This is a genomic window from Sphingopyxis sp. P8 (assembly GCF_020622175.1).
In the GTDB taxonomy this organism is placed as follows: domain Bacteria; phylum Pseudomonadota; class Alphaproteobacteria; order Sphingomonadales; family Sphingomonadaceae; genus Sphingopyxis; species Sphingopyxis jiangsuensis.
Genome location: NZ_JACNMK010000001.1, coordinates 268,374 through 286,891 on the forward strand (window position 1 = coordinate 268,374; position 18,518 = coordinate 286,891).

Sequence of the window (18,518 nt, forward strand, 5' to 3'; positions counted from 1 at the left end):
CGCCTTTAGCGACTTTCAAGCTGCAATTGCATACAGCGAACAAATGCTCAATTCTAAAGCAGTCGGGCGCGCCGAAAGCTGAAATGACCGCTCGCGACGAGGATCTGGTGATCGACCAGCATGATATCCAGCAGCCCGAGCGTCGCTGCAATTTGCCGCGTCGCGGCAAGGTCGGCTTCGCTCGGCCAAGCAGCGCCGGAGGGATGGTTGTGCGCGATCCGGACGGTGGCCCCGCGGCATGCCGACAGGCGGCGCCAGATGGATGCCGGTACCGCACACTGCGCGCGATGCCTGCTTTTGATCCGCTCGGCAAAGCACAGCCGCTCGAAGGCATCGAAAGCGAGGATCACCAGATTCTCGCGGTCGCTAGAGAAGAACGGGCGTAGAAGGCCGGTCGTAATTTCGTCCTCGCATGACAGCGCAACGAATCCTTCACGCGCGGCTGGGCCGGGCAGCCGGCCGAGGGGGTCGTGGAGCAGCATGGTCGGGGCGTGCGCGCCGCATGGCCGAACGCCAAGCGGCAATTGCGCCGTATCGGAGCCTTCGAGCCAGTCGACTTCAGCGCCCTTGTGGCATCGTCCTGCGAAGCTTAGCAAAGGAGAAGAAAGCCGGGAGCGAGTCTTGTCCGAATCCATCCATTATGAACTGCAATATCTCGACCTGATGCGGCGGATATGGGTCGAAGGCGACGAGCGCGTCGACCGGACCGGCGTCGGAACACGGTCGCTGTTTGGCGAAACGATGCGATTCTCGCTGAAGGACGACGCAATCCCGTTACTGACGACCAAGCGCGTTTACTGGAAAACCGCACTGCGCGAACTGCTGTGGTTCCTGACCGGCGACACGAACATCCGGCCGCTGATCGCGCAAGGAGTACGAATCTGGACCGACTGGCCGCTCGACCGCTATCGGCGTGCAACGGGCGAAGACATTGCGGCCGAAGAATTCGAAGCGCGCATCCTCGCGGACGCAGGGTTTGCCGCGCAATGGGGCGACCTCGGCCCCGTCTATGGCCATCAGTGGGTGAACTGGCCGCGGTACGAACCCGCCGGCGACGGGCTGTTCCGGCGCGCCGAAGCGGGCCACAACCAGATTGCGGCGCTGATCGAATCGCTGCGTAGCAATCCTGGCTCGCGCCGCCACATTTTCACCGGCTGGAATGTCGCCGATCTCGACCGGATGGCGCTTCCTCCATGCCATATGACCTATCAATTTCATGTGCGGAGCGACGGCGGTCTGTCGTGCCTGCTGTTCCAGAGGTCGTGCGATTTGGGGCTGGGTTTTGCCTTCAACATATTTGAGGCGGCGCTTCTGACGCGGATGATCGCGCAGCAATGCGACCTGACGGCGCACGAACTCGTATGGACCGGTGGCGACGTCCACCTCTATCTCAACCATGCCGACCTCGTCGAACAGCAGATTCGACGGGTGCCGGATGGCGCACCGAAGCTGCGCATCCTGCGCCGTCCGGCCAGCATTTTCGACTATCGGTTCGAGGATTTTGCGGTCGAATACTATGCGCCTCAAGCGCATATCGCGGCCCCGGTTGCGGTCTGACACGCGGCGTTGCATTCCTATGCGGGCGGTAATAAAATGTCGCCGACTTGAAATATAACTAGACGGGGAAGTGATTCGCCCCGGAAGGGAAGAGGATATGCCTGAAACGCCCCGGCGTTCGGCGAGCAATCTGCCGCCGCTGTCGCTTCACATCCCCGAACCGCGCTATCGCCCCGGCGATACGCCCGATTTCGGCGACATCGAAGTCCCTGCGATCGATGCAACGCCGCGCCCGGGCGAGGCGAGCAAGCCCGATGCGATGCGCGAGCTGTGCTACGGTCTGGTACGCGTCCTCAATTTCGACGGCCAGGCGAAGGGGCCCTGGGACCCGAAGCTTGCGCCGGAATTGTTGCGTTCGATGCTGCGTATGATGCTGCTCGTCCGCGCGTTCGACGACCGCATGTTCCGCGCGCAGCGGCAGGGCAAGACCAGCTTTTACATGAAATGCACGGGTGAAGAGGCGACGTCGGTCGCCTCGACGATGGCGCTCGATCGTGCCGATATGGTATTTCCGAGCTATCGTCAGCAAGGCATTTTGATCACGCGCGAATATCCACTGATCCAGATGATGAACCAGATTTATTCGAACCGCGGCGACCATCTTCTCGGCCGCCAACTGCCGATAATGTATTCGGCGCCCGAGCATGGCTTTTTCAGCGTATCGGGCAATCTCGCGACCCAGTATCCGCAGGCGGTCGGCTGGGCGATGGCGTCAGCTTCAAAGGGCGACAGCCGCATTGCGACGGTGTGGTGCGGCGAGGGGTCATCGGCCGAAGGCGACTTCCATTCGGCGCTTACCTTTGCCGCGGTGTACAATGCACCTGTCATCTTCAATGTCGTGAATAATCAATGGGCTATATCAAGTTTTTCAGGTTTTGCCGGAGGTGAGCGCACGACGTTCGCCGCGCGTGCCGTCGGCTATGGTATCGCGGGGTTGCGTGTCGACGGCAACGACCCGCTCGCAGTCTATGCAGCGACGCAATGGGCTGCCGATCGGGCGCGGACCAACAATGGGCCGACATTGATCGAACATTTCACCTATCGCGCCGAAGGTCACAGCACGTCTGACGACCCGAGTGCCTATCGCGCGGCGCAGGAATATGCGGCCTGGCCCTTCGGCGACCCGGTCCTTCGCCTGAAGGAGCATCTCGTCAAGCTGGGCGAGTGGGACGATGCACGCCATGAGGCGCTGCAAAAGGAACTCGACGATCTCGTAAAGACGACGCAGAAACAGTCTGAAAAACTTGGTGTTTTGGGTCATGGTATGCACCAGCCGTTCGAGACGATGTTCGAGGATGTGTTCGAGGAGATGCCGTGGCACCTCAAGGAACAATGTGCACAGATGCTTGCCGAACAGGAAGCGAAGTTCGGCCCCGACTGGAAGCCCGAATGATGAGCGCCCCGACCAAAACCATGAACATGATCGAGGCGATCAACAGCGCGATGGACGTCATGCTCGCGCGCGACTCCAATGTCGTCGTGATGGGCGAGGATGTCGGCTATTTCGGCGGGGTGTTCCGCGCGACCGCCGGCCTTCAGAAAAAGCACGGCAAGACGCGGGTGTTCGATACGCCGATCAACGAATGCGGCATCATCGGTGTCGCGGTCGGCATGGGGGCCTATGGGCTGCGCCCTGTACCCGAGATCCAGTTTGCGGATTATATCTATCCGGGGCTGGACCAGCTGGTCAGCGAAGCGGCGCGTATCCGTTATCGTTCGGCGAACGACTTCGTGTGCCCGATGACCGTGCGCACGCCCTTTGGAGGCGGGATTTTCGGCGGGCAGACGCACAGCCAGTCGCCCGAAAGCATCATGACGCATATCTGCGGGGTGAAAACGGTGATCCCGTCGAACCCCTATGACGCCAAGGGGCTTCTGATCGCCGCGATCGAGGACAATGATCCCGTGGTCTTCCTCGAGCCCAAGCGCATCTATAACGGCCCGTTCAGCGGCTATTACGACCGTCCGGTCGAACCCTGGTCGAAACACGCCGCCAGCGCGGTTCCGGAGGACTATTATCGCATCGAGCTCGGCAAGGCGGCGACTGTCCGCGAAGGCGAGGCCGTAACCGTGCTCGCCTATGGCACGATGGTTCATGTTGCGAAGACTGTCATAGATGAATTGAATATCGATGCGGAAATTATTGATTTAAGAACACTTTTACCGCTTGATATCGAGGCGATCGAGGCATCGGTGAAGAAGACCGGTCGCTGCCTGATCATCCACGAAGCGACGCGAACATCGGGATTTGGCGCCGAACTCGCGGCGCTCGTGCAGGAACGCTGCTTCTACCATCTCGAGGCCTCCGTCGAACGCGTGACGGGCTTCGACACGCCTTATCCGCACAGCCTCGAGTGGGCCTATTTCCCCGGGCCGGTGCGCATCGCGACCGCGCTGACCAAGATTCTGAAGGATTGACCGCCATGGCTCGCTTTTCATTCCGCTTGCCCGACATCGGCGAAGGTATCGCCGAGGCTGAAATCGTCGCGTGGCACGTCAAGATCGGCGATCGTATCGAAGAAGACGCGCAGCTTGCCGACATGATGACCGACAAGGCGACGGTCGAGATGGAATCGCCCGTTTCGGGCGTGGTGGTCGAGCTGGCGGGCGAAGTCGGCGACCTCATCCCGATCGGATCGACACTCGCGGTGATCGAAACCGAGGGCGAAGGGGAAGGCGACGTCGAAGCGCCGTCCGTCGATACGCCGGTCGAGGAAGAAATCGCCGCGGATACGCCTGGCACCGAAGCAATGCCGGTTGCAGACGTGGCGCTGCCTCCTCAACCCGTTGGCACTGAGCCTGTCGAAGGGGCGACCGCCGAAACCAAGGACGGAGCTTCGACAAGCTCGGCGCGAACGGAGCAGGGGAAGACCGTTCTGGCGTCTCCCGCGGTTCGTGCGCGCGCCAAGGATCTTGGCGTCGATCTGGGACAGGTGCAGGCTGAAGGCGACCGGATTCGTCATGCCGACCTCGATGCCTATCTGCGCTACAGCGCAGGGCAGGGCTATCTTGCCCCGGGTGCGCCGCGCGCGCGCGCCGACGAGCCGGTCAAGGTTATCGGTATGCGCCGCAAGATTGCGGAGAATATGGCCGCGTCTAAGCGCGCGATCCCGCATTTCACCTATGTCGAGGAAATGGACGTCACCGCGCTCGAAGAGATGCGAGCCGATCTCAACGCCAACCGCGGTCAGCGACCGAAGTTGACGATGTTACCATTCCTGATCGTCGCGATTTGCAGGACGATTCCGCAGTTCCCGATGATCAACGCACGCTATGACGACGAGGCAGGCGTCGTAACCCGCCACGGAGCCGTGCATCTGGGCATGGCAACGCAGACCGATGCGGGGCTGATGGTTCCGGTCATCCGAGATGCGCAGGATAAGAATGTCTGGCAACTTGCCAGCGAAATCGGCCGCTTGGCTGAAGCCGCCCGTACCGGAAAGGCCAAGGTCGAGGAATTGACCGGTGGCACGCTGACCGTAACCTCGCTCGGTCCGCTCGGTGGTATTGCGACGACGCCGGTAATCAACCGGCCTGAGGTTGCGATCATCGGGCCGAACAAGATTGTCGAACGCCCGGTCTTTGACGGCGACGATATTCGCCGCGCCAAGCTTATGAACTTGTCGATCAGTTGCGACCACCGCGTCGTCGATGGCTGGGATGCGGCAAGCTATGTTCAGGCGCTCAAAAAGCTGATCGAGACGCCGGTGCTATTGTTCGCCGACTGACAACAGTGTCGCGCGCGTCCGTTGCGCGATCTTTGCGCTTTGGTTCCGCGTGCAGGACGACGCGGCTATGCGCCGTGACCGCGGAAATTTCCGATCATCTGCGCTGTATCGGGATGCGTGGCCGGGGGTAACACGGAACAACGCGCAAGAGTTGACGGTGGTAACATCGGGTTCTCTCGTTGCCTCGCTCCACAAGCGGACTGTGCGATGCTTGGGCGATGTGGTCTCGCTGATCGAACGCTTTTCGACTCGCGGCACATGGGGCGGCGATCAGTTTCGCCATCCTAGAGCCGATGCGCCGCAATGTGATGTGAATGGCGTTAACTCTGAATTCGCTTGGCGCGCATTTGTCATTAGCGCGCCGCCGGACGCGATGACTCGTTCCTGTGATGGCCCTGTTACCGTGACAACCGCGCGGCCCAATCCTTCTCGGGGGCAGCACTCGTGACCCCGTTTCGTGCGCAACCGCGGTCGCCGGACCTTTATGGGGGAGGTGAGGGGACGCCTCCGGAATGGATGAGCAAAAGCAATCGAACGGGGAAGCGTGACCGCTCGGCCGATGATTGCATCGTTAACATTGTGCTTGTTCGCCCCGCGGCGACGGAAATCCGCCGACTGGCGTGCCAGCGAAAGCTCGCGTAAGAGGTCGAGATTAACCAGGAGAATTTGCGCGTGGCGGAGGACAGGGGGCAGAAAGGGACACGGAGTCCGCGTTCCAATCCGCTGCATCAGATCGAAATCGACGATTTTCGCCGCGACCGCTTGCTTGCGGCCCTGACTTTGATCCTGGGGGCGGCGTTTTGCCTCGGTCTTCCCTTCGCATTGCAGGCGGGTGCGGAATTTTTCCTGCCGCTGACCGCCGCCATCGTCATCGCAATCGCACTCGTGCCCCTGCTCGAATGGCTCGAAAGGCGCCGCGTGCCGTCGGCGCTTGCAGCCTTTCTTGCGCTGGCGGCTTTCCTGATGATCGTGAATGCCGCGCTCGCGATTATCGTGCTGCCCGCGACGGGATGGTTCGCGCGGCTTCCCGAATCGATCCCGCGCATCCAGAACAACCTTGCGCCGCTCATCGATTTTTACTCGACCTTGCAGGCGTTCGTCGATCGCACCCTGACCTCGGTCGCGACGGGGACCGAAGCAACGGCGCAAGCGGTTGCGGCGACGGCGCCGTCGTCGGTCGTCGACTATTTCATCTCGTCGGCGCCGTCGGCGGCGATCCAGCTCTTTTTCGCCGTGCTCGTGATCTTCTTTTTCCTCGCCGGCTGGACGCGGCTCCGCAAGGGCACGATTCGCCGCCGCGGCAGTTTCGACGGCGCGATGCAGACGGCGCGCGTGATTCAGAATGTCGTCGATGCCACCGCCGACTATCTCGCGACGATCACGATGATCAACGCCGTGCTCGGCCTTGTCGTCGCGCTGCTCCTTTGGGCAATCGGCATGCCCTCGCCTTTCATGTGGGGCGGGATCGTCAGTATCTGCAACTTCGTCCCTTATCTGGGGCCGATCGTCGCGGCTGTCCTTCTTGGGCTTGGTGGATTGATGACGTTTGACGCAGTCGGGTTCGCGCTGCTTCCCGCGCTGATCTTTATCGGTATCCACACGGTCGAAGCGAATCTGATTACTCCGCTCGTCCTCGGGCGGCGTTTGACGATCAACCCGTTGCTTATCCTCGTGTCGCTCAGCTTCTGGGGGTGGGTATGGGGAACGCCGGGAGCGCTGCTCGCAGTTCCGTTGCTCCTGATCCTGCAAACGATTCTTCATTCGACGGGGACCCCCGATCTGGCGGGATTCCTGTTCGAACGCGGCACGCTGACAATGGTCGACGAGATGCGCGACCGGTTAAATCGCGGCGAACCCAAAAGCGACGGTTGACAGGCAGGAGCGCGGCGCATATTGGCGCCTCTCCCAAGCACACGCGGGTGTAGCTCAGTTGGTTAGAGTGCCGGCCTGTCACGCCGGAGGTCGCGGGTTCGAGCCCCGTCACTCGCGCCATTCCTTGATCCCTCGGGACGGAATGGCCACCGCAGCTTGGGAAGCTTTTCAGCAAACAGAATGTGGATGGGCGCGGCTTTTCAGCCGCGCCACCGCCCCAGTTCCATCCAGCGCAAGAGTGGCTTAAGCGGCAGGATCCAGACGACCCCCGCGATCACATAGAATACCGCCTGCACCAGCACGGGCCATTCGCCGACCCACGGCGACAGGCTGGCAACGAGTCCCGCCCAGACGATGATGAGCAGGATGATCAGCAGGATGCCGGCGGGCTTGCGCCAACTGGGCTGCGGGTCGGTCACAATCTCTCTCCGGTCACGATAAATTCCTGTTCGGTCAACACAGCGTCGAGCGGCATGTCGGTGGCCTCCAGCGGCATGGCATCGACCTCCTGCACTGACCAGCCGATTCCGATGCGCAGTGCGTGCGGATGCGCGGCGAACCAGCGATCATAGTGGCCGCCGCCTTGGCCGATGCGCCCCCCGTGGCGGTCGAATCCGACGAGCGGGCAGAAAATCAGATCGGGAACTGCTGACGCGCTGTCGTCGCTGGGCTGCTGTACTCCCCACGGGCCGTCGAAAAGCGAGTCGCCTGCCGTCCACCGACGAAATGTCATTTCATCCAAGCGCGAGGCGTGATGTGGAAGCGCGAGCGCGGCAAGGTCGGCAGTCATCGGTACAATATCGGGTTCGGCGCCCATTGCGACATAGGCGCCGACAAGCGAATTGGGGTCAAGCAGCGCGGCAATCGGGGCGGGGAGCGTGCGAAAGGCGCTCATGCGTGTGATCATATCGAGATTGGCCGCAAAATGCCGCCGCCGGAATCGCAGCTTTTCGCGCAACCTCTGCTTTTGCTCCGCCATGTCGGAGGGCGCGTCGGGCATTGTCGATCAGGCCCCTTCAGGGGTGGCAGTTGGCGGGACCGCCGTGGTCGTTTGCCGGAAGATCCTCTGACGCCAGTAACGTCAGGTGGGGGCCATGTACGTCGGACCAGGGTCCGGGCAGGGACAGCTCCCTTGGATGATGTATCGCCTCAGGGATATTCACAGCGGCTCGTACCGGGCAGTGCCCGCCGCTGCCTATGTAGGGAGGCCGACGCCCGGTCTCAAGCCATTTGCTCGATCGACGTGGCGAGCGCTTCGATACGATCTGCAATCTGCATCAACGCCCGGTCGTGCGAAGGACGTCCGGCGGTGGCCGTCGGCGCCTTTTTCAGCGCTTCCAGTTCGGCTTTCGTTGCCTTCAACTCGTCGCGTGCCTGCGACTCGCGGCTCTCGGCAAGCGCGACCGCTGCGCGCAGCGTGTCGGATTGCGGTTCGGCCTTGTTCATCTTCTCGCGGATTTCCTGCGCTTCGTCGGCCAGCATCAATGCGGCGAAAAGCAGTTGCCGGACTTCGGTGCCGCCTTGGATATTGCGCGCCTTTTCATCGACGAGCGCGGCGAGCTGGCGCAATTGGTCTTCTTCGCCGTCGGCGCAGTGAACATCGTAGGGGCGCCCGGCCACAGTGAGTTTGACGTCAGCCACGACCCGCCTCCGCAATCAATCGGTCGAGTTCGCCGATCACCGCCGCCACTTCGGCTTTCAACGCCGTCTGGTCGGTGCCATCAGCGGGTGCTGTAGAGTGATTCGCGCGTTCGGCGAGCGCCTTTTCAATGCGGCTTAGCGCACGCTCGATGCGACCGATTGCCAGGCTGGATTCGTCGAGATCGAGTTCCATGTCGAAGGATTAGCAGTGCGATGTAACCGGTGCAATTGCCTGTTGGAGCCGAAATGCACGTCAATATTTGCCGCGGGCGGTTGACTCCGGCCCCTACGGCCGCAAAGGGCTTTGCGCATCGCCATCCCAGCCATTTTCCGGGGACATGATGACTCTGCCCGAACGCCAACTCGCCAATGCCATCCGCGCTCTTGCCATGGACGCCGTCCAGGCCGCGAACAGCGGGCATCCGGGAATGCCGATGGGCATGGCCGACGTTGCGACGGTACTTTATTCGGACTATCTGAAGTTCGATCCCACCGACCCGAAATGGGCCGACCGCGACCGATTCGTACTGTCAGCGGGGCATGGGTCGATGCTTGCCTATGCGACGCTGCATCTGAGTGGTTATGCGCGTCCGACAATCGACGATATCCGCAATTTCCGCCAGTTGCACAGCCCGTGCGCCGGACACCCCGAGAATTTCGAGCTCGAAGGCGTCGAAACGACGACCGGGCCGCTGGGGCAGGGGCTCGCCACCTCGGTCGGGATGGCGATCGCCGAGCGCCACCTGAACGCCATCTATGGCGACGAATTGGTCGATCACCGCACCTGGGTCATCGCTGGCGACGGCTGCCTGATGGAAGGCATCAACCACGAGGCGATCGGCCTTGCGGGGCATTTGCAACTCGGCCGCCTGATCGTCCTGTGGGATGATAACAAGATCACCATCGACGGGTCGACCGACCTGTCGACGAGCGAAGACGTCAAGGCGCGCTATGCGGCGACGGGCTGGCATGTCGAAAGCTGCGACGGGCACGATCCTGCCGATATTCGCCGGGCGATCGACGCGGCGCTCGCCGATAATCGGCCGTCGCTGATCGCCTGCCGGACGATCATCGGTTTCGGTGCGCCGAACAAGCAGGGCACCTCGGCAACCCACGGCTCGCCGCTGGGCGGGGACGAGGTCGCGGCGGCGCGTGCCGAACTCGATTGGCCTCATGAGCCGTTCGTCGTTCCAAGCGACGTTGCTTCGGCTTGGGCTGCGTTCGGAGAAAAAGGCAAGAAACTTCATGCGGAATGGAGTGGTCGCCTTGCAAATCACGAAAAGAAAAAGGAATTTGAAGATCGTGTGAGCGGCGCCGTCGCGCCGGGCGATGCGTTCAAGGCCTATCTGGACGGGCTGGTTGCCGATCCGCCGAAGGTCGCGACGCGCAAGGCGTCGGAGAATGCTCTGACCGCGCTCACCGCCGACATTGCCGCGCTCGTCGGCGGGAGCGCCGACCTCACCGGTTCGAATAATACCAAAACATCGTCAACCAAGCCACTGACAAAAGACGATTATTCAGGCCGATATGTCTATTACGGCATCCGCGAATTCGGCATGGCTGCGGCAATGAATGGCATGGCCCTGCACGGCGGCGTCGTGCCCTATGGCGGGACTTTCCTTGTCTTTGCCGACTATTGCCGCGCCGCGATTCGTCTGTCGGCGCTTCAGAAGCAGCGCGTCGTCTATGTAATGACGCACGACAGCATCGGTCTCGGCGAGGATGGGCCGACGCACCAGCCGATCGAGCATCTCCAATCGCTGCGGGCGATGCCCAATCTGCTCGTCATGCGCCCCGCCGACGCGGTCGAGACCGCCGAATGCTGGGCAATTGCGCTGGCGCAAAAGGAGCGGCCGTCGCTGCTCGCGCTCACGCGCCAGAATCTGCCGCCGGTGCGTCATGACGTCACGGAAAATCTTTGCGCGAAAGGCGCTTACCGCCTTCGCGCGGCCAATGCGTCGCGCCGCGTGGTGCTCGTCGCTACCGGGTCGGAAGTGTCGCTCGCGCTTGCCGTCGCTGACCAGCTGGAAGCCGCGGGGCAGGGCGCCGACGTCGTTTCAATGGTGTCGACCGAGCTTTTCGACGAACAGGATGCCGGTTATCGCGCCGACATTCTGCCCGACGATGCGCTACTCGTTTCCATCGAAGCCGGCACAACCTTTGGCTGGGAACGCTATACCGGCCGCGATGGAATGCGCTTCGGCATTGACAGTTTCGGCGCCTCGGCACCGATTGAAGACCTATTCAAGCATTTTGGCCTCACCGCCGATGCTATCGCCCCCCAGATACTGGCCCGGCTCGGCTCCTGAGCCGTCGGACTACTCCGCAGAAAGGACGCTTTGATATGGCAGTGAAAGTCGCAATCAACGGTTTCGGACGCATCGGTCGCCTCGTCGCGCGCGCCATCCTCGAGCGCCCCGATTGCGGGCTCGAGCTTGTCGCGATCAACGACCTGGCCGATGCAAAGGCCAATGCACTGCTGTTCAAGCGCGACAGCGTCCACGGTCCGTTCCCGGGCGACGTGTCGGCCGAAGGCGATCAGATGATCGTCAATGGCAAGGCAATCAAGGTAACAGCCGAGCGCGACCCGGCCAACCTGCCGCACGGCGAGCTTGGCGTCGACATCGCGCTGGAATGCACCGGTTTCTTCACCGACGCCGATAGCGCGGGCAAGCATCTCGCCGCCGGAGCGAAGCGCGTGCTGATCTCGGCGCCGGCCAAGGGCGTCGATCTGACCGTTGTTTACGGTGTCAACCACGACAAGCTGACCGCCGATCACAAGATCGTCTCGAACGCGAGCTGCACGACCAACTGCCTCGCGCCGGTCGCCAAGGTGCTCAACGACACGCTCGGCATCGAGCGCGGGCTGATGACCACCGTTCACGCCTATACCAACGACCAGAAGATTCTCGACCAGATCCACGGCGACATGCGCCGCGCGCGTGCCGCCGGCATGTCGATCATCCCGACGACGACGGGTGCGGCGCGCGCGGTCGGCGAAGTGCTGCCCGAACTCAAGGGCAAGCTTGACGGTTCGGCGATCCGCGTTCCGACGCCCAACGTCAGCCTCGTCGACCTGACCTTCACGCCAAAGCGCGACACGACGAAGGATGAGGTCAATGCGATCCTCAAGGAAGCGGCCGAAGGCGCGCTCAAGGGCGTTCTCGCTTTCTCGGACGAACCGCTCGTCTCGATCGACTATAACCATTGCCCCGCCAGCTCGACGGTCGACAGCCTTGAAACGGCAGTTCTCGAAGGCAAGCTCGTCCGCGTTGTGAGTTGGTACGACAATGAATGGGGTTTCTCGAACCGCATGGTCGATACCGCGACCGTGATTGCGGGCTTGCTTTAACTCCCCGCGCCCTTGCGAAGGCAGGGGCTCATCTCCAGCCGGATCGAGATGAAGCGGACGGCGGCGGAAACGGACAGAATAGGAGATGGGCCCCTGCCTTCGCAGAGGCACACTCCGGGTACGGAGTGAAGCGAATGACCGCATTCAACACCCTCGACGACATCGGCGATGTCACCGGAAAGCGCGTCCTCGTGCGCGTCGACCTCAACGTCCCGATGATCGGCGGCGCGGTGAGCGACGCCACGCGGCTTCAGGCGGCGGTGCCGACAATCCGCGAACTGTCCGACAAGGGCGCAATCGTCCTGCTGCTCGCGCATTTCGGCCGTCCCAAGGGCGCGAAGAACCCGACGCAATCGCTGAGCCTCGTCATGGGCGGACTCGAGGACGTGTTGGGCCACAGCGTGATGTTCATTCCCGACTGCATCGGTGAAGGGGCGAAGGCCGGCATTTCGGTGCTCGCACCCGGTGACGTCGCCGTGCTCGAAAATACGCGCTTTTATGCGGGTGAAGAAAAGAACGATCCGGTTTTTGCCGATGCGCTCGCCGAGGTTGGCGACTTTTATGTCAACGACGCCTTTTCGGCCGCGCACCGTGCGCACGGGTCGACCGAAGGCATCGCTCACCGCTTGCCTGCCTTTGCCGGACGGGCGATGGAAGCTGAACTGACTGCCCTTGACGCCGCACTTGGCAACCCGGCACATCCGGTCGCTGCAGTTGTCGGCGGCGCCAAGGTGTCGACCAAGATCGACGTGCTGCGCAACCTGGTGGGCAAGGTCGATCATCTCATCATCGGCGGCGGCATGGCGAACACCTTTCTCGCGGCACGCGGCGTCGATGTCGGCAAGTCGCTCTGCGAGCACGATCTCGTCGATACCGCCAACGCGATTTTCGAGGCAGCCGACAGTGCAGGATGCACGATCCATCTGCCCTATGACGTCGTGGTGGCAAAGCAGTTCGCGCCCAACCCGCCGACGCGCACGATCAACGTCCACGAGGTCGCGGCGGATGAAATGATCCTCGACGTCGGCCCCGCAGCAGTCGAGGCGCTGGCGGACGTGCTGAAAACCTGCCGCACGCTCGTCTGGAACGGCCCGCTCGGTGCGTTCGAGACGCCTCCATTCGATACGGCGACCGTCGCGCTTGCCCAGACAGCGGCTGCGTTGACGCGCGAAGGTTCGCTTATTTCGGTTGCGGGTGGCGGCGACACGGTGGCCGCCCTCAATCATGCCGGGGCTGCCGCCGACTTCACTTTCGTTTCAACCGCCGGCGGCGCCTTCCTCGAATGGATGGAAGGTAAGCCATTGCCGGGAGTCGACGCCCTCAAATCCTGAATTTCGGCGCATTGCATCCCGTGAGCGGGGAGGCTATGCGCGCCGCGACATACGTATGCAAACAGCCGGAGTTCCCATGACAACCGCCAACGCCGCCATGCTTGAAAAGATCAAATCGGGGCAGGGTTTCATCGCTGCGCTCGACCAGAGCGGCGGTTCGACGCCCAAGGCGCTCAAAGGCTATGGCATCGGAGAGGATGCTTTTTCCAGCGACGAGGAAATGTTCGCGCTGATCCACGCAATGCGCAGCCGTATCGTTACTTCGCCTTGTTTCGATGGCGCCAAGGTAATCGGTGCGATTCTGTTCGAGCGCACAATGGACGGTGAAGCGGGCGGGAAGCCGGTGCCCGAACTGCTGTGGGAGCGGGGCGTGGTGCCCTTTCTGAAGGTCGACAAGGGGCTGGAGGCCGAGGCCGATGGCGTCCAACTGATGAAGCCCAACCCCGACCTTGACGCACTTTGTGAACGTGCGTTGGCGAAAGGCATTTTCGGCACCAAGATGCGCAGCGTCGTCAACCTCGCCAATGCCGCCGGAATCAAGGCGATCGTCGAACAACAATTTGCCGAAGCCAAGCGCATTGCAGCGCATGGCTTGGTCCCGATCATCGAGCCCGAGGTCAACATCAAGAGCGCAGAGCGCGACGCCGCCGACCGTCTGTTGCTGAAAGAAATCACCGCGGCGCTTGAGAGCTGGGATGGCGCACCGGTCATGCTCAAGCTGTCGATCCCGGCAGAGGCGAATCTGTTTGCGCCGCTCGTCGCGCACGCAAAGGTGCTGCGCGTTGTCGCGCTGTCGGGCGGTTTTTCGCGCGCCGACGCGTGCGCAGAACTGGCGAGGAACCCAGGCATGATCGCAAGCTTCAGCCGCGCACTGCTCGAGGACCTGCGCGCCTCGATGAGTGACGATGAATTCGATGCATCGTTGCGTGGCGCAATCGAAGAGATTCACGCTGCGTCGGTGGCCTGACCGGCACAACGGATAGTGCCTCACAACCCGCCGTCGAAGCGTAGCGAAAAGCGATAATCCTCGCGTCGAATCGGTTCGCCTGCCCGCTTTTCCGGGCGTACGGATTCGAACAAGATCGAGCCGTCGGCAATCGGTGTTCGCTCGCCCAGCGTCGCTTCAAACGGCATTTGCTCGCCATTACCGCGAATCCACACCATCTTGACCCGTACCTGGCCGGCCCAGACGCATTGGAAGTCAACGGGGCAGCGACTGTCTTCCAATATGGCGACGGGCATGACGATCGGGCCGTCGACATAGGCGCGCTCCCCCAGCGCTACATCGCGCGCATCGGCGAGCGGCGGGGGAATCTGGCTGGTCGCGCATGCCGCCACCGACAGCGGCGCTGCAAGGATGGCAAGGTGCAAGGTTGCTTTCTGCATTTGCGGGACTTTGGCGCCGTCGCTATGAACCCGCCATGACCGCACCCTCTTGCCAGCTCTATCTCGTTTCCCCGCTCGATGTCGGCGACGATTTTCCCGCGCACTTGGAAGAAGCGTTGGCCGCAGCGCCCGTCGCGGCCTTCCAGTTTCGGGTGAAGAATGTCGACCAGCACGCCGCGGCCCGGCTTGCTGCACCACTCCAGGAGATTTGCACGGCGCACGGTGTCGCCTTCATCGTCAATGACGATATGGCGCTCGCCAAGCGGCTGCACGCCGACGGCGTCCATCTCGGGCAGGGCGACGGCGATCCGCGCGAGGCGCGCCGCCTGCTCGGCCCCAATGCGCAGATCGGCGTTACATGCCATGCGAGTCGCCATTTTGCGATGGAAGCGGGCGAGGCAGGCGCGGACTATGTGGCCTTCGGCGCCTTTTTTCCGACGACGACCAAGGCAGTCGAGCATCGTGCCGAGCCGGAGATACTGACCTGGTGGCAGGGATTGTTCGAGCTTCCGTGCGTGGCGATTGGCGGAATTACGCCTGAGAATGCCCGCACACTGGTCGATGCGGGGGCCGACTTCCTGGCTGTATCGGGCGCAGTCTGGGCGAATCGCGACGGTCCTGCCGCCGCGGCGCGGGCCTTTGCGGCCGTTCTCGACGCTCAGCCGGCCGATTAACGGTCCTCAACGCCCGGCGTGTTGTCGGCTCTGGGCGCGGGCGAAGCGCCGTCCATATCCTTGCGCCAGCCAAACAGACCCGCACACGGCGCCGGCCGCCGTTTGGCGGGTGCCGCAGCATGCCGCGGCGGCATGGTGTCGGGGAGTTCGATGCTCGTCATGCGTGTCTCTATGCCAGTGTCGAGGGGGCGCATATTGGATCGATGCGTCAAATCCAATTCACTTTACCGCACTTGCTTCCGATTTGGCGCCTTGGTCCAATCGGCTTGCCCTCGCTCACCTTCGGGGCTAAGGGCGCGCTCCTGTGACCGGCGCATCGGATGCGTCGGCGGCTCTTTCCATCCTTGTCCAGCGAGTGTGCGCGATGAAAATCACCGGCGTTGAAATCCGTCCCGGCAATATTATCGAATATGAAGGCGGTATCTGGAAGGTCACCAAGATCCAGCACACCCAGCCCGGCAAGGGCGGTGCCTATATGCAGGTCGAGGCCAAGAACCTGATTGACGGGCGCAAGCTCAACAACCGCTTCCGCAGCGCGGACACGGTCGAAAAGGTCCGGCTCGACACCAAGGATTTCCAGTATCTCTATGCCGAGGGCGACGACCTCGTCTTCATGGACAAGGACAGCTACGAGCAGATTACGATCGGCAAGGATGTCGTCGGCGATGCGCACGAGTTCTTGCAGGACGGCATGGATGTCGTCCTCGAGCTCTGGGAAGAGCGCCCGATCTCGGTCGAGTTGCCGGAACAGATCGAGGCAACGATCGTCGAAGCCGACGCCGTGGTAAAGGGGCAGACGGCATCGTCCTCGTACAAGCCTGCTATCCTCGACAATGGTGTGCGCGTCATGGTGCCGCCGCACATTACCAGCGGGACGCGGATCGTGGTCAATGTCTATGACCGCGAATATGTCCGCCGCGCCGACTGATGCCGACTGTCGTTACTGACGCGGCGGCCTTCACCGCCGACCGTGCGTGGGGCGCGCGCGACCTCGCCGAGATCGAGGGCGCGACCGTCCGTCTGCACTGGACCGACCAGCCGTATAAATGGCACGTCAATGACGGTGCCGAGCTTTTCTGCGTTATCGCAGGGACGGTCGACATGCATTATCGCGAGGCGGGCGAGGTCCATATCGCACGACTGGGCGCAGGCGATATGTTCGTCGCGGACGTCGGCGACGAGCATGTCGCACATCCGGTCGGCGAAGCCCGCATCCTCGTCGTCGAACGCAAGGGATCGATCTGATGGCGCTGTCCGGCATCATCACGGTCATGGAACGTGCCGCGCGCAAGGCGGGAACCAAGCTGCGCCGCGATTTCGGTGAAATTGAGCATCTGCAGGTCTCTCAAAAAGGACCGGCCGATTTCGTGTCGAAGGCCGATCAGGCTGCCGAGCGCACGCTCTATGACGAATTGACCTACGCGCGTCCCGGTTGGGGTTTCCTGATGGAAGAGGCCGGCGAAATCGAGGGGGAGCCCGGCAAGCCGCGCTTCATCATCGATCCGCTCGACGGCACTTCGAACTTCCTCCACGCCATCCCGCAGTTCGCGATTTCGATCGCGGTGCAGGAGCCGAAACTCGGCGGCGGCTGGGGCGATGTCACCGCTGCGCTGATCTATCAACCCGTCACCGACGAAAGCTATTGGGCCGAGCGTGGTCGTGGCGCTTGGCTGCACGACCGGCGCTTGCGCGTCGCGTCGCGTCGTAGCCTCAACGAGTGTCTGATCGCGACGGGCATCCCCTATATGGGGCACGGCGACTTTGCTCAGTGGAGCCGGATTTTCGGCGCGGTAGCGCCCGAAGTTGCGGGCATCCGGCGTTTCGGCGCGGCGAGTCTCGACCTTGCGTGGGTCGCGGCGGGCCGCTTCGACGGCTTTTGGGAAAGCGACCTGCAGATTTGGGACGTAGCGGCGGGCATGCTGCTCGTGCGCGAGGCGGGCGGCTTCGTCAGCGATTTCCGCGGCGGCGACCGTGCGATCGAACGCAGCGAGTTCATCGCGGGTAGCGGCGCGGTCCATTCGAAGCTGCAAAAGCTGGTCGCGGGCGCGCTCCGCAACGCCTGAGGCCGGTTATTCGACCTCGGCGGGCGCGGAGGGTGGCTCGGCAGACGCTTCCGTTTGCGTTTCGACGACGAAATTGTCGAACGTAGCGAATATCTCGATCCACAGGTCGATCATGTCTTCGAACAATTCCGCTGGCCTTCCGCCCGCCGCCATGTTGACGCGCATTTCGATCGACGGGTCATTCTCCCTGTCGAGGTAGGATCGTCCGCAGCGGCGCCCTGGCCCCGTGTCTATTCGGAAAAAACGAACTCGCGAAAAGCGTCCATCAGCGACGACCAGGTGTTGAGCGTCTCGCCGATATTTTCGCGGGGAATTCCCGCGAAATCGAGGTCGATATCCATTTCGAGGACCGGATCGCCTTCCTCGTCGCGATAGGCGCGCGCAAAGCGCTTGTCGCGATTCCAACTGTTGAGCCGTTCGAGCGACAGGTCCTTCGCATCGCTGAAGCCCATATAATATTGCAAAGTCTTGCAATTTTTCCCGTCGTCGCAGTTCATGAACAGAATCAGGAACTTCACGCCGTCGCGATTGCTCTCGATATAGGGATCGGCGCCGGCTTTGCTGACGAGCTTTGCAGGCCAACCGCGCGATTCGACGATGGCCTGGATCGCCGCGGGGTCCTTGGCGCTGACGAGCTCGGCGTGCGCCGGAGCCGCCGAAAATGTTGCGGACGCCAGTAAAGCGCACGCCGCGGAAACCGAAAATTTCCCCATGATCGTCCCCAAGCTGATCGCGGGCGGTGCTGCCCGAAACATGACCCCGACGCCGGGCGTAACATGATGATCGCGCCCTTCGCCAGCATCCTTTCGGCTTTTGAAGGGATAGAGGCGATTTTCCTGTCCGCAGCGCTTGCGAGGCGCGGCGCGCTGGCCTAAAGCGCCCGCACAAACGGGTGGCAAACGCCCGAAAACATG

General features: G+C 62.3%; 22 protein-coding genes and 1 tRNA gene. 14 read left to right on the plus strand and 9 right to left on the minus strand.

Annotated features, from left to right (window positions below):
- Window positions 1-53: 53 nt before the first annotated feature.
- Complete coding sequence (locus tag H7692_RS01330) at window positions 54-482, minus strand: JAB domain-containing protein (RefSeq protein ID WP_201925189.1); 429 nt, start codon at window positions 480-482, stop codon at window positions 54-56.
- Between the two features lie 139 nt (window positions 483-621).
- Here H7692_RS01330 and thyA point away from each other — a divergent pair, with 139 nt between their 5' ends.
- From thyA to H7692_RS01360, 6 genes are all read left to right on the plus strand, one after another.
- The gene (thyA, locus tag H7692_RS01335) at window positions 622-1,557 is read left to right on the plus strand and encodes a thymidylate synthase (protein WP_264476966.1); all 936 of its coding nucleotides are present in this window, start codon (window positions 622-624) and stop codon (window positions 1,555-1,557) included.
- Window positions 1,558-1,654: 97 nt separating this feature from the next.
- The gene (locus H7692_RS01340) at window positions 1,655-2,950 is read left to right on the plus strand and encodes a thiamine pyrophosphate-dependent enzyme (protein WP_227339654.1); all 1,296 of its coding nucleotides are present in this window, start codon (window positions 1,655-1,657) and stop codon (window positions 2,948-2,950) included.
- 20 nt (window positions 2,951-2,970) lie between these two features.
- Window positions 2,971-3,975, plus strand: coding sequence for an alpha-ketoacid dehydrogenase subunit beta (locus H7692_RS01345; RefSeq protein ID WP_227340036.1), 1,005 nt, complete (start codon window positions 2,971-2,973; stop codon window positions 3,973-3,975).
- Between the two features lie 5 nt (window positions 3,976-3,980).
- Window positions 3,981-5,285: a dihydrolipoamide acetyltransferase family protein gene (locus H7692_RS01350; RefSeq protein WP_227339655.1), complete on the plus strand. Its 1,305-nt coding sequence runs from the start codon at window positions 3,981-3,983 to the stop codon at window positions 5,283-5,285.
- 672 nt (window positions 5,286-5,957) lie between these two features.
- Window positions 5,958-7,157, plus strand: coding sequence for an AI-2E family transporter (locus tag H7692_RS01355; RefSeq protein ID WP_227339656.1), 1,200 nt, complete (start codon window positions 5,958-5,960; stop codon window positions 7,155-7,157).
- A 43-nt stretch (window positions 7,158-7,200) separates the two neighbouring features.
- Window positions 7,201-7,277, plus strand: a tRNA-Asp gene (locus H7692_RS01360).
- Between the two features lie 80 nt (window positions 7,278-7,357).
- Here the strand turns inward: H7692_RS01360 and H7692_RS01365 are convergent.
- The 4 genes from H7692_RS01365 to H7692_RS01380 form a co-directional block, all read right to left on the minus strand.
- Entirely contained in the window at window positions 7,358-7,576 is a 219-nt protein-coding gene (locus H7692_RS01365) for a DUF2842 domain-containing protein (RefSeq protein WP_390881093.1), read from the minus strand.
- Window positions 7,573-8,157 carry a 5-formyltetrahydrofolate cyclo-ligase gene (locus tag H7692_RS01370; protein ID WP_227339657.1) on the minus strand — a complete coding sequence of 195 codons (585 nt, stop codon included), beginning with the start codon at window positions 8,155-8,157 and terminating at the stop codon, window positions 7,573-7,575. The genes H7692_RS01365 and H7692_RS01370 overlap by 4 nt, the downstream gene beginning before the upstream one ends.
- Window positions 8,158-8,378: 221 nt before the next feature.
- Window positions 8,379-8,798: a cell division protein ZapA gene (locus H7692_RS01375; protein WP_222136182.1), complete on the minus strand. Its 420-nt coding sequence runs from the start codon at window positions 8,796-8,798 to the stop codon at window positions 8,379-8,381.
- On the minus strand, window positions 8,791-8,991 hold the full coding sequence (locus H7692_RS01380) for a hypothetical protein (RefSeq protein WP_222136181.1): 201 nt from the start codon (window positions 8,989-8,991) through the stop codon (window positions 8,791-8,793). Before H7692_RS01380 ends, H7692_RS01375 begins: the two co-directional genes overlap by 8 nt.
- Window positions 8,992-9,139: 148 nt before the next feature.
- Between H7692_RS01380 and tkt the strand changes: the two genes are divergently transcribed.
- The 4 genes from tkt to H7692_RS01400 all read left to right on the plus strand — a co-directional run bounded on the left by tkt (window position 9,140) and on the right by H7692_RS01400 (window position 14,448).
- Window positions 9,140-11,107 (plus strand): transketolase, encoded by a 1,968-nt coding sequence (tkt, locus tag H7692_RS01385; protein ID WP_222136398.1) that lies wholly within the window; start codon window positions 9,140-9,142, stop codon window positions 11,105-11,107.
- A 35-nt stretch (window positions 11,108-11,142) separates the two neighbouring features.
- Window positions 11,143-12,150: a type I glyceraldehyde-3-phosphate dehydrogenase gene (gene gap, locus H7692_RS01390; RefSeq protein ID WP_201925203.1), complete on the plus strand. Its 1,008-nt coding sequence runs from the start codon at window positions 11,143-11,145 to the stop codon at window positions 12,148-12,150.
- A gap of 134 nt (window positions 12,151-12,284) precedes the next feature.
- Entirely contained in the window at window positions 12,285-13,481 is a 1,197-nt protein-coding gene (locus H7692_RS01395) for a phosphoglycerate kinase (protein WP_201925205.1), read from the plus strand.
- Between the two features lie 76 nt (window positions 13,482-13,557).
- Entirely contained in the window at window positions 13,558-14,448 is an 891-nt protein-coding gene (locus H7692_RS01400) for a fructose bisphosphate aldolase (protein WP_222136180.1), read from the plus strand.
- Between the two features lie 20 nt (window positions 14,449-14,468).
- Here the strand turns inward: H7692_RS01400 and H7692_RS01405 are convergent, their stop codons facing one another.
- Window positions 14,469-14,867 carry a hypothetical protein gene (locus H7692_RS01405; protein WP_227339658.1) on the minus strand — a complete coding sequence of 133 codons (399 nt, stop codon included), beginning with the start codon at window positions 14,865-14,867 and terminating at the stop codon, window positions 14,469-14,471.
- Window positions 14,868-14,902: 35 nt separating this feature from the next.
- On the opposite strand from H7692_RS01405, the gene thiE reads away from it, so the two are divergent.
- Entirely contained in the window at window positions 14,903-15,541 is a 639-nt protein-coding gene (gene thiE / locus H7692_RS01410; protein WP_201925208.1) for a thiamine phosphate synthase, read from the plus strand.
- Here thiE and H7692_RS01415 read toward each other — a convergent pair.
- Window positions 15,538-15,702 (minus strand): hypothetical protein, encoded by a 165-nt coding sequence (locus H7692_RS01415; protein WP_201925209.1) that lies wholly within the window; start codon window positions 15,700-15,702, stop codon window positions 15,538-15,540. The genes thiE and H7692_RS01415 overlap by 4 nt on opposite strands.
- Before the next feature lie 203 nt (window positions 15,703-15,905).
- Between H7692_RS01415 and efp the strand changes: the two genes are divergently transcribed.
- The 3 genes from efp to H7692_RS01430 are packed head-to-tail and all read left to right on the plus strand — an operon-like array spanning window position 15,906 to window position 17,604.
- On the plus strand, window positions 15,906-16,469 hold the full coding sequence (gene efp / locus H7692_RS01420; RefSeq protein ID WP_222136179.1) for an elongation factor P: 564 nt from the start codon (window positions 15,906-15,908) through the stop codon (window positions 16,467-16,469).
- Complete coding sequence (locus tag H7692_RS01425) at window positions 16,469-16,786, plus strand: cupin (RefSeq protein WP_201925211.1); 318 nt, start codon at window positions 16,469-16,471, stop codon at window positions 16,784-16,786. Before efp ends, H7692_RS01425 begins: the two co-directional genes overlap by 1 nt.
- Window positions 16,786-17,604, plus strand: coding sequence for an inositol monophosphatase family protein (locus tag H7692_RS01430; RefSeq protein ID WP_390881092.1), 819 nt, complete (start codon window positions 16,786-16,788; stop codon window positions 17,602-17,604). The genes H7692_RS01425 and H7692_RS01430 overlap by 1 nt, the downstream gene beginning before the upstream one ends.
- Before the next feature lie 6 nt (window positions 17,605-17,610).
- Here H7692_RS01430 and H7692_RS01435 read toward each other — a convergent pair whose 3' ends face one another.
- The gene (locus H7692_RS01435) at window positions 17,611-17,883 is read right to left on the minus strand and encodes a YbjN domain-containing protein (RefSeq protein WP_227340037.1); all 273 of its coding nucleotides are present in this window, start codon (window positions 17,881-17,883) and stop codon (window positions 17,611-17,613) included.
- The gene (locus H7692_RS01440) at window positions 17,835-18,317 is read right to left on the minus strand and encodes a YbjN domain-containing protein (protein ID WP_201927221.1); all 483 of its coding nucleotides are present in this window, start codon (window positions 18,315-18,317) and stop codon (window positions 17,835-17,837) included. The genes H7692_RS01435 and H7692_RS01440 overlap by 49 nt, the downstream gene beginning before the upstream one ends.
- Window positions 18,318-18,518 lie beyond the last annotated feature (201 nt).

Excerpts from the sequence above, each read along its gene's own strand:
- H7692_RS01330 (WP_201925189.1), bottom strand. The coding sequence starts at position 482 with ATGCTGCTCCACGACCCCCTCGGCCGGCTGCCCGGCCCAGCCGCGCGT.
- H7692_RS01340 (WP_227339654.1), top strand. The coding sequence starts at position 1,655 with ATGCCTGAAACGCCCCGGCGTTCGGCGAGCAATCTGCCGCCGCTGTCG.
- H7692_RS01345 (WP_227340036.1), top strand. The coding sequence starts at position 2,971 with ATGAACATGATCGAGGCGATCAACAGCGCGATGGACGTCATGCTCGCG.
- H7692_RS01350 (WP_227339655.1), top strand. The coding sequence starts at position 3,981 with ATGGCTCGCTTTTCATTCCGCTTGCCCGACATCGGCGAAGGTATCGCC.
- H7692_RS01370 (WP_227339657.1), bottom strand. The coding sequence starts at position 8,157 with ATGCCCGACGCGCCCTCCGACATGGCGGAGCAAAAGCAGAGGTTGCGC.
- H7692_RS01380 (WP_222136181.1), bottom strand. The coding sequence starts at position 8,991 with ATGGAACTCGATCTCGACGAATCCAGCCTGGCAATCGGTCGCATCGAG.
- tkt (WP_222136398.1), top strand. The coding sequence starts at position 9,140 with ATGACTCTGCCCGAACGCCAACTCGCCAATGCCATCCGCGCTCTTGCC.
- gap (WP_201925203.1), top strand. The coding sequence starts at position 11,143 with ATGGCAGTGAAAGTCGCAATCAACGGTTTCGGACGCATCGGTCGCCTC.
- H7692_RS01395 (WP_201925205.1), top strand. The coding sequence starts at position 12,285 with ATGACCGCATTCAACACCCTCGACGACATCGGCGATGTCACCGGAAAG.
- H7692_RS01400 (WP_222136180.1), top strand. The coding sequence starts at position 13,558 with ATGACAACCGCCAACGCCGCCATGCTTGAAAAGATCAAATCGGGGCAG.
- H7692_RS01405 (WP_227339658.1), bottom strand. The coding sequence starts at position 14,867 with ATGCAGAAAGCAACCTTGCACCTTGCCATCCTTGCAGCGCCGCTGTCG.
- thiE (WP_201925208.1), top strand. The coding sequence starts at position 14,903 with ATGACCGCACCCTCTTGCCAGCTCTATCTCGTTTCCCCGCTCGATGTC.
- H7692_RS01415 (WP_201925209.1), bottom strand. The coding sequence starts at position 15,702 with ATGACGAGCATCGAACTCCCCGACACCATGCCGCCGCGGCATGCTGCG.
- efp (WP_222136179.1), top strand. The coding sequence starts at position 15,906 with ATGAAAATCACCGGCGTTGAAATCCGTCCCGGCAATATTATCGAATAT.
- H7692_RS01425 (WP_201925211.1), top strand. The coding sequence starts at position 16,469 with ATGCCGACTGTCGTTACTGACGCGGCGGCCTTCACCGCCGACCGTGCG.
- H7692_RS01430 (WP_390881092.1), top strand. The coding sequence starts at position 16,786 with ATGGCGCTGTCCGGCATCATCACGGTCATGGAACGTGCCGCGCGCAAG.
- H7692_RS01440 (WP_201927221.1), bottom strand. The coding sequence starts at position 18,317 with ATGGGGAAATTTTCGGTTTCCGCGGCGTGCGCTTTACTGGCGTCCGCA.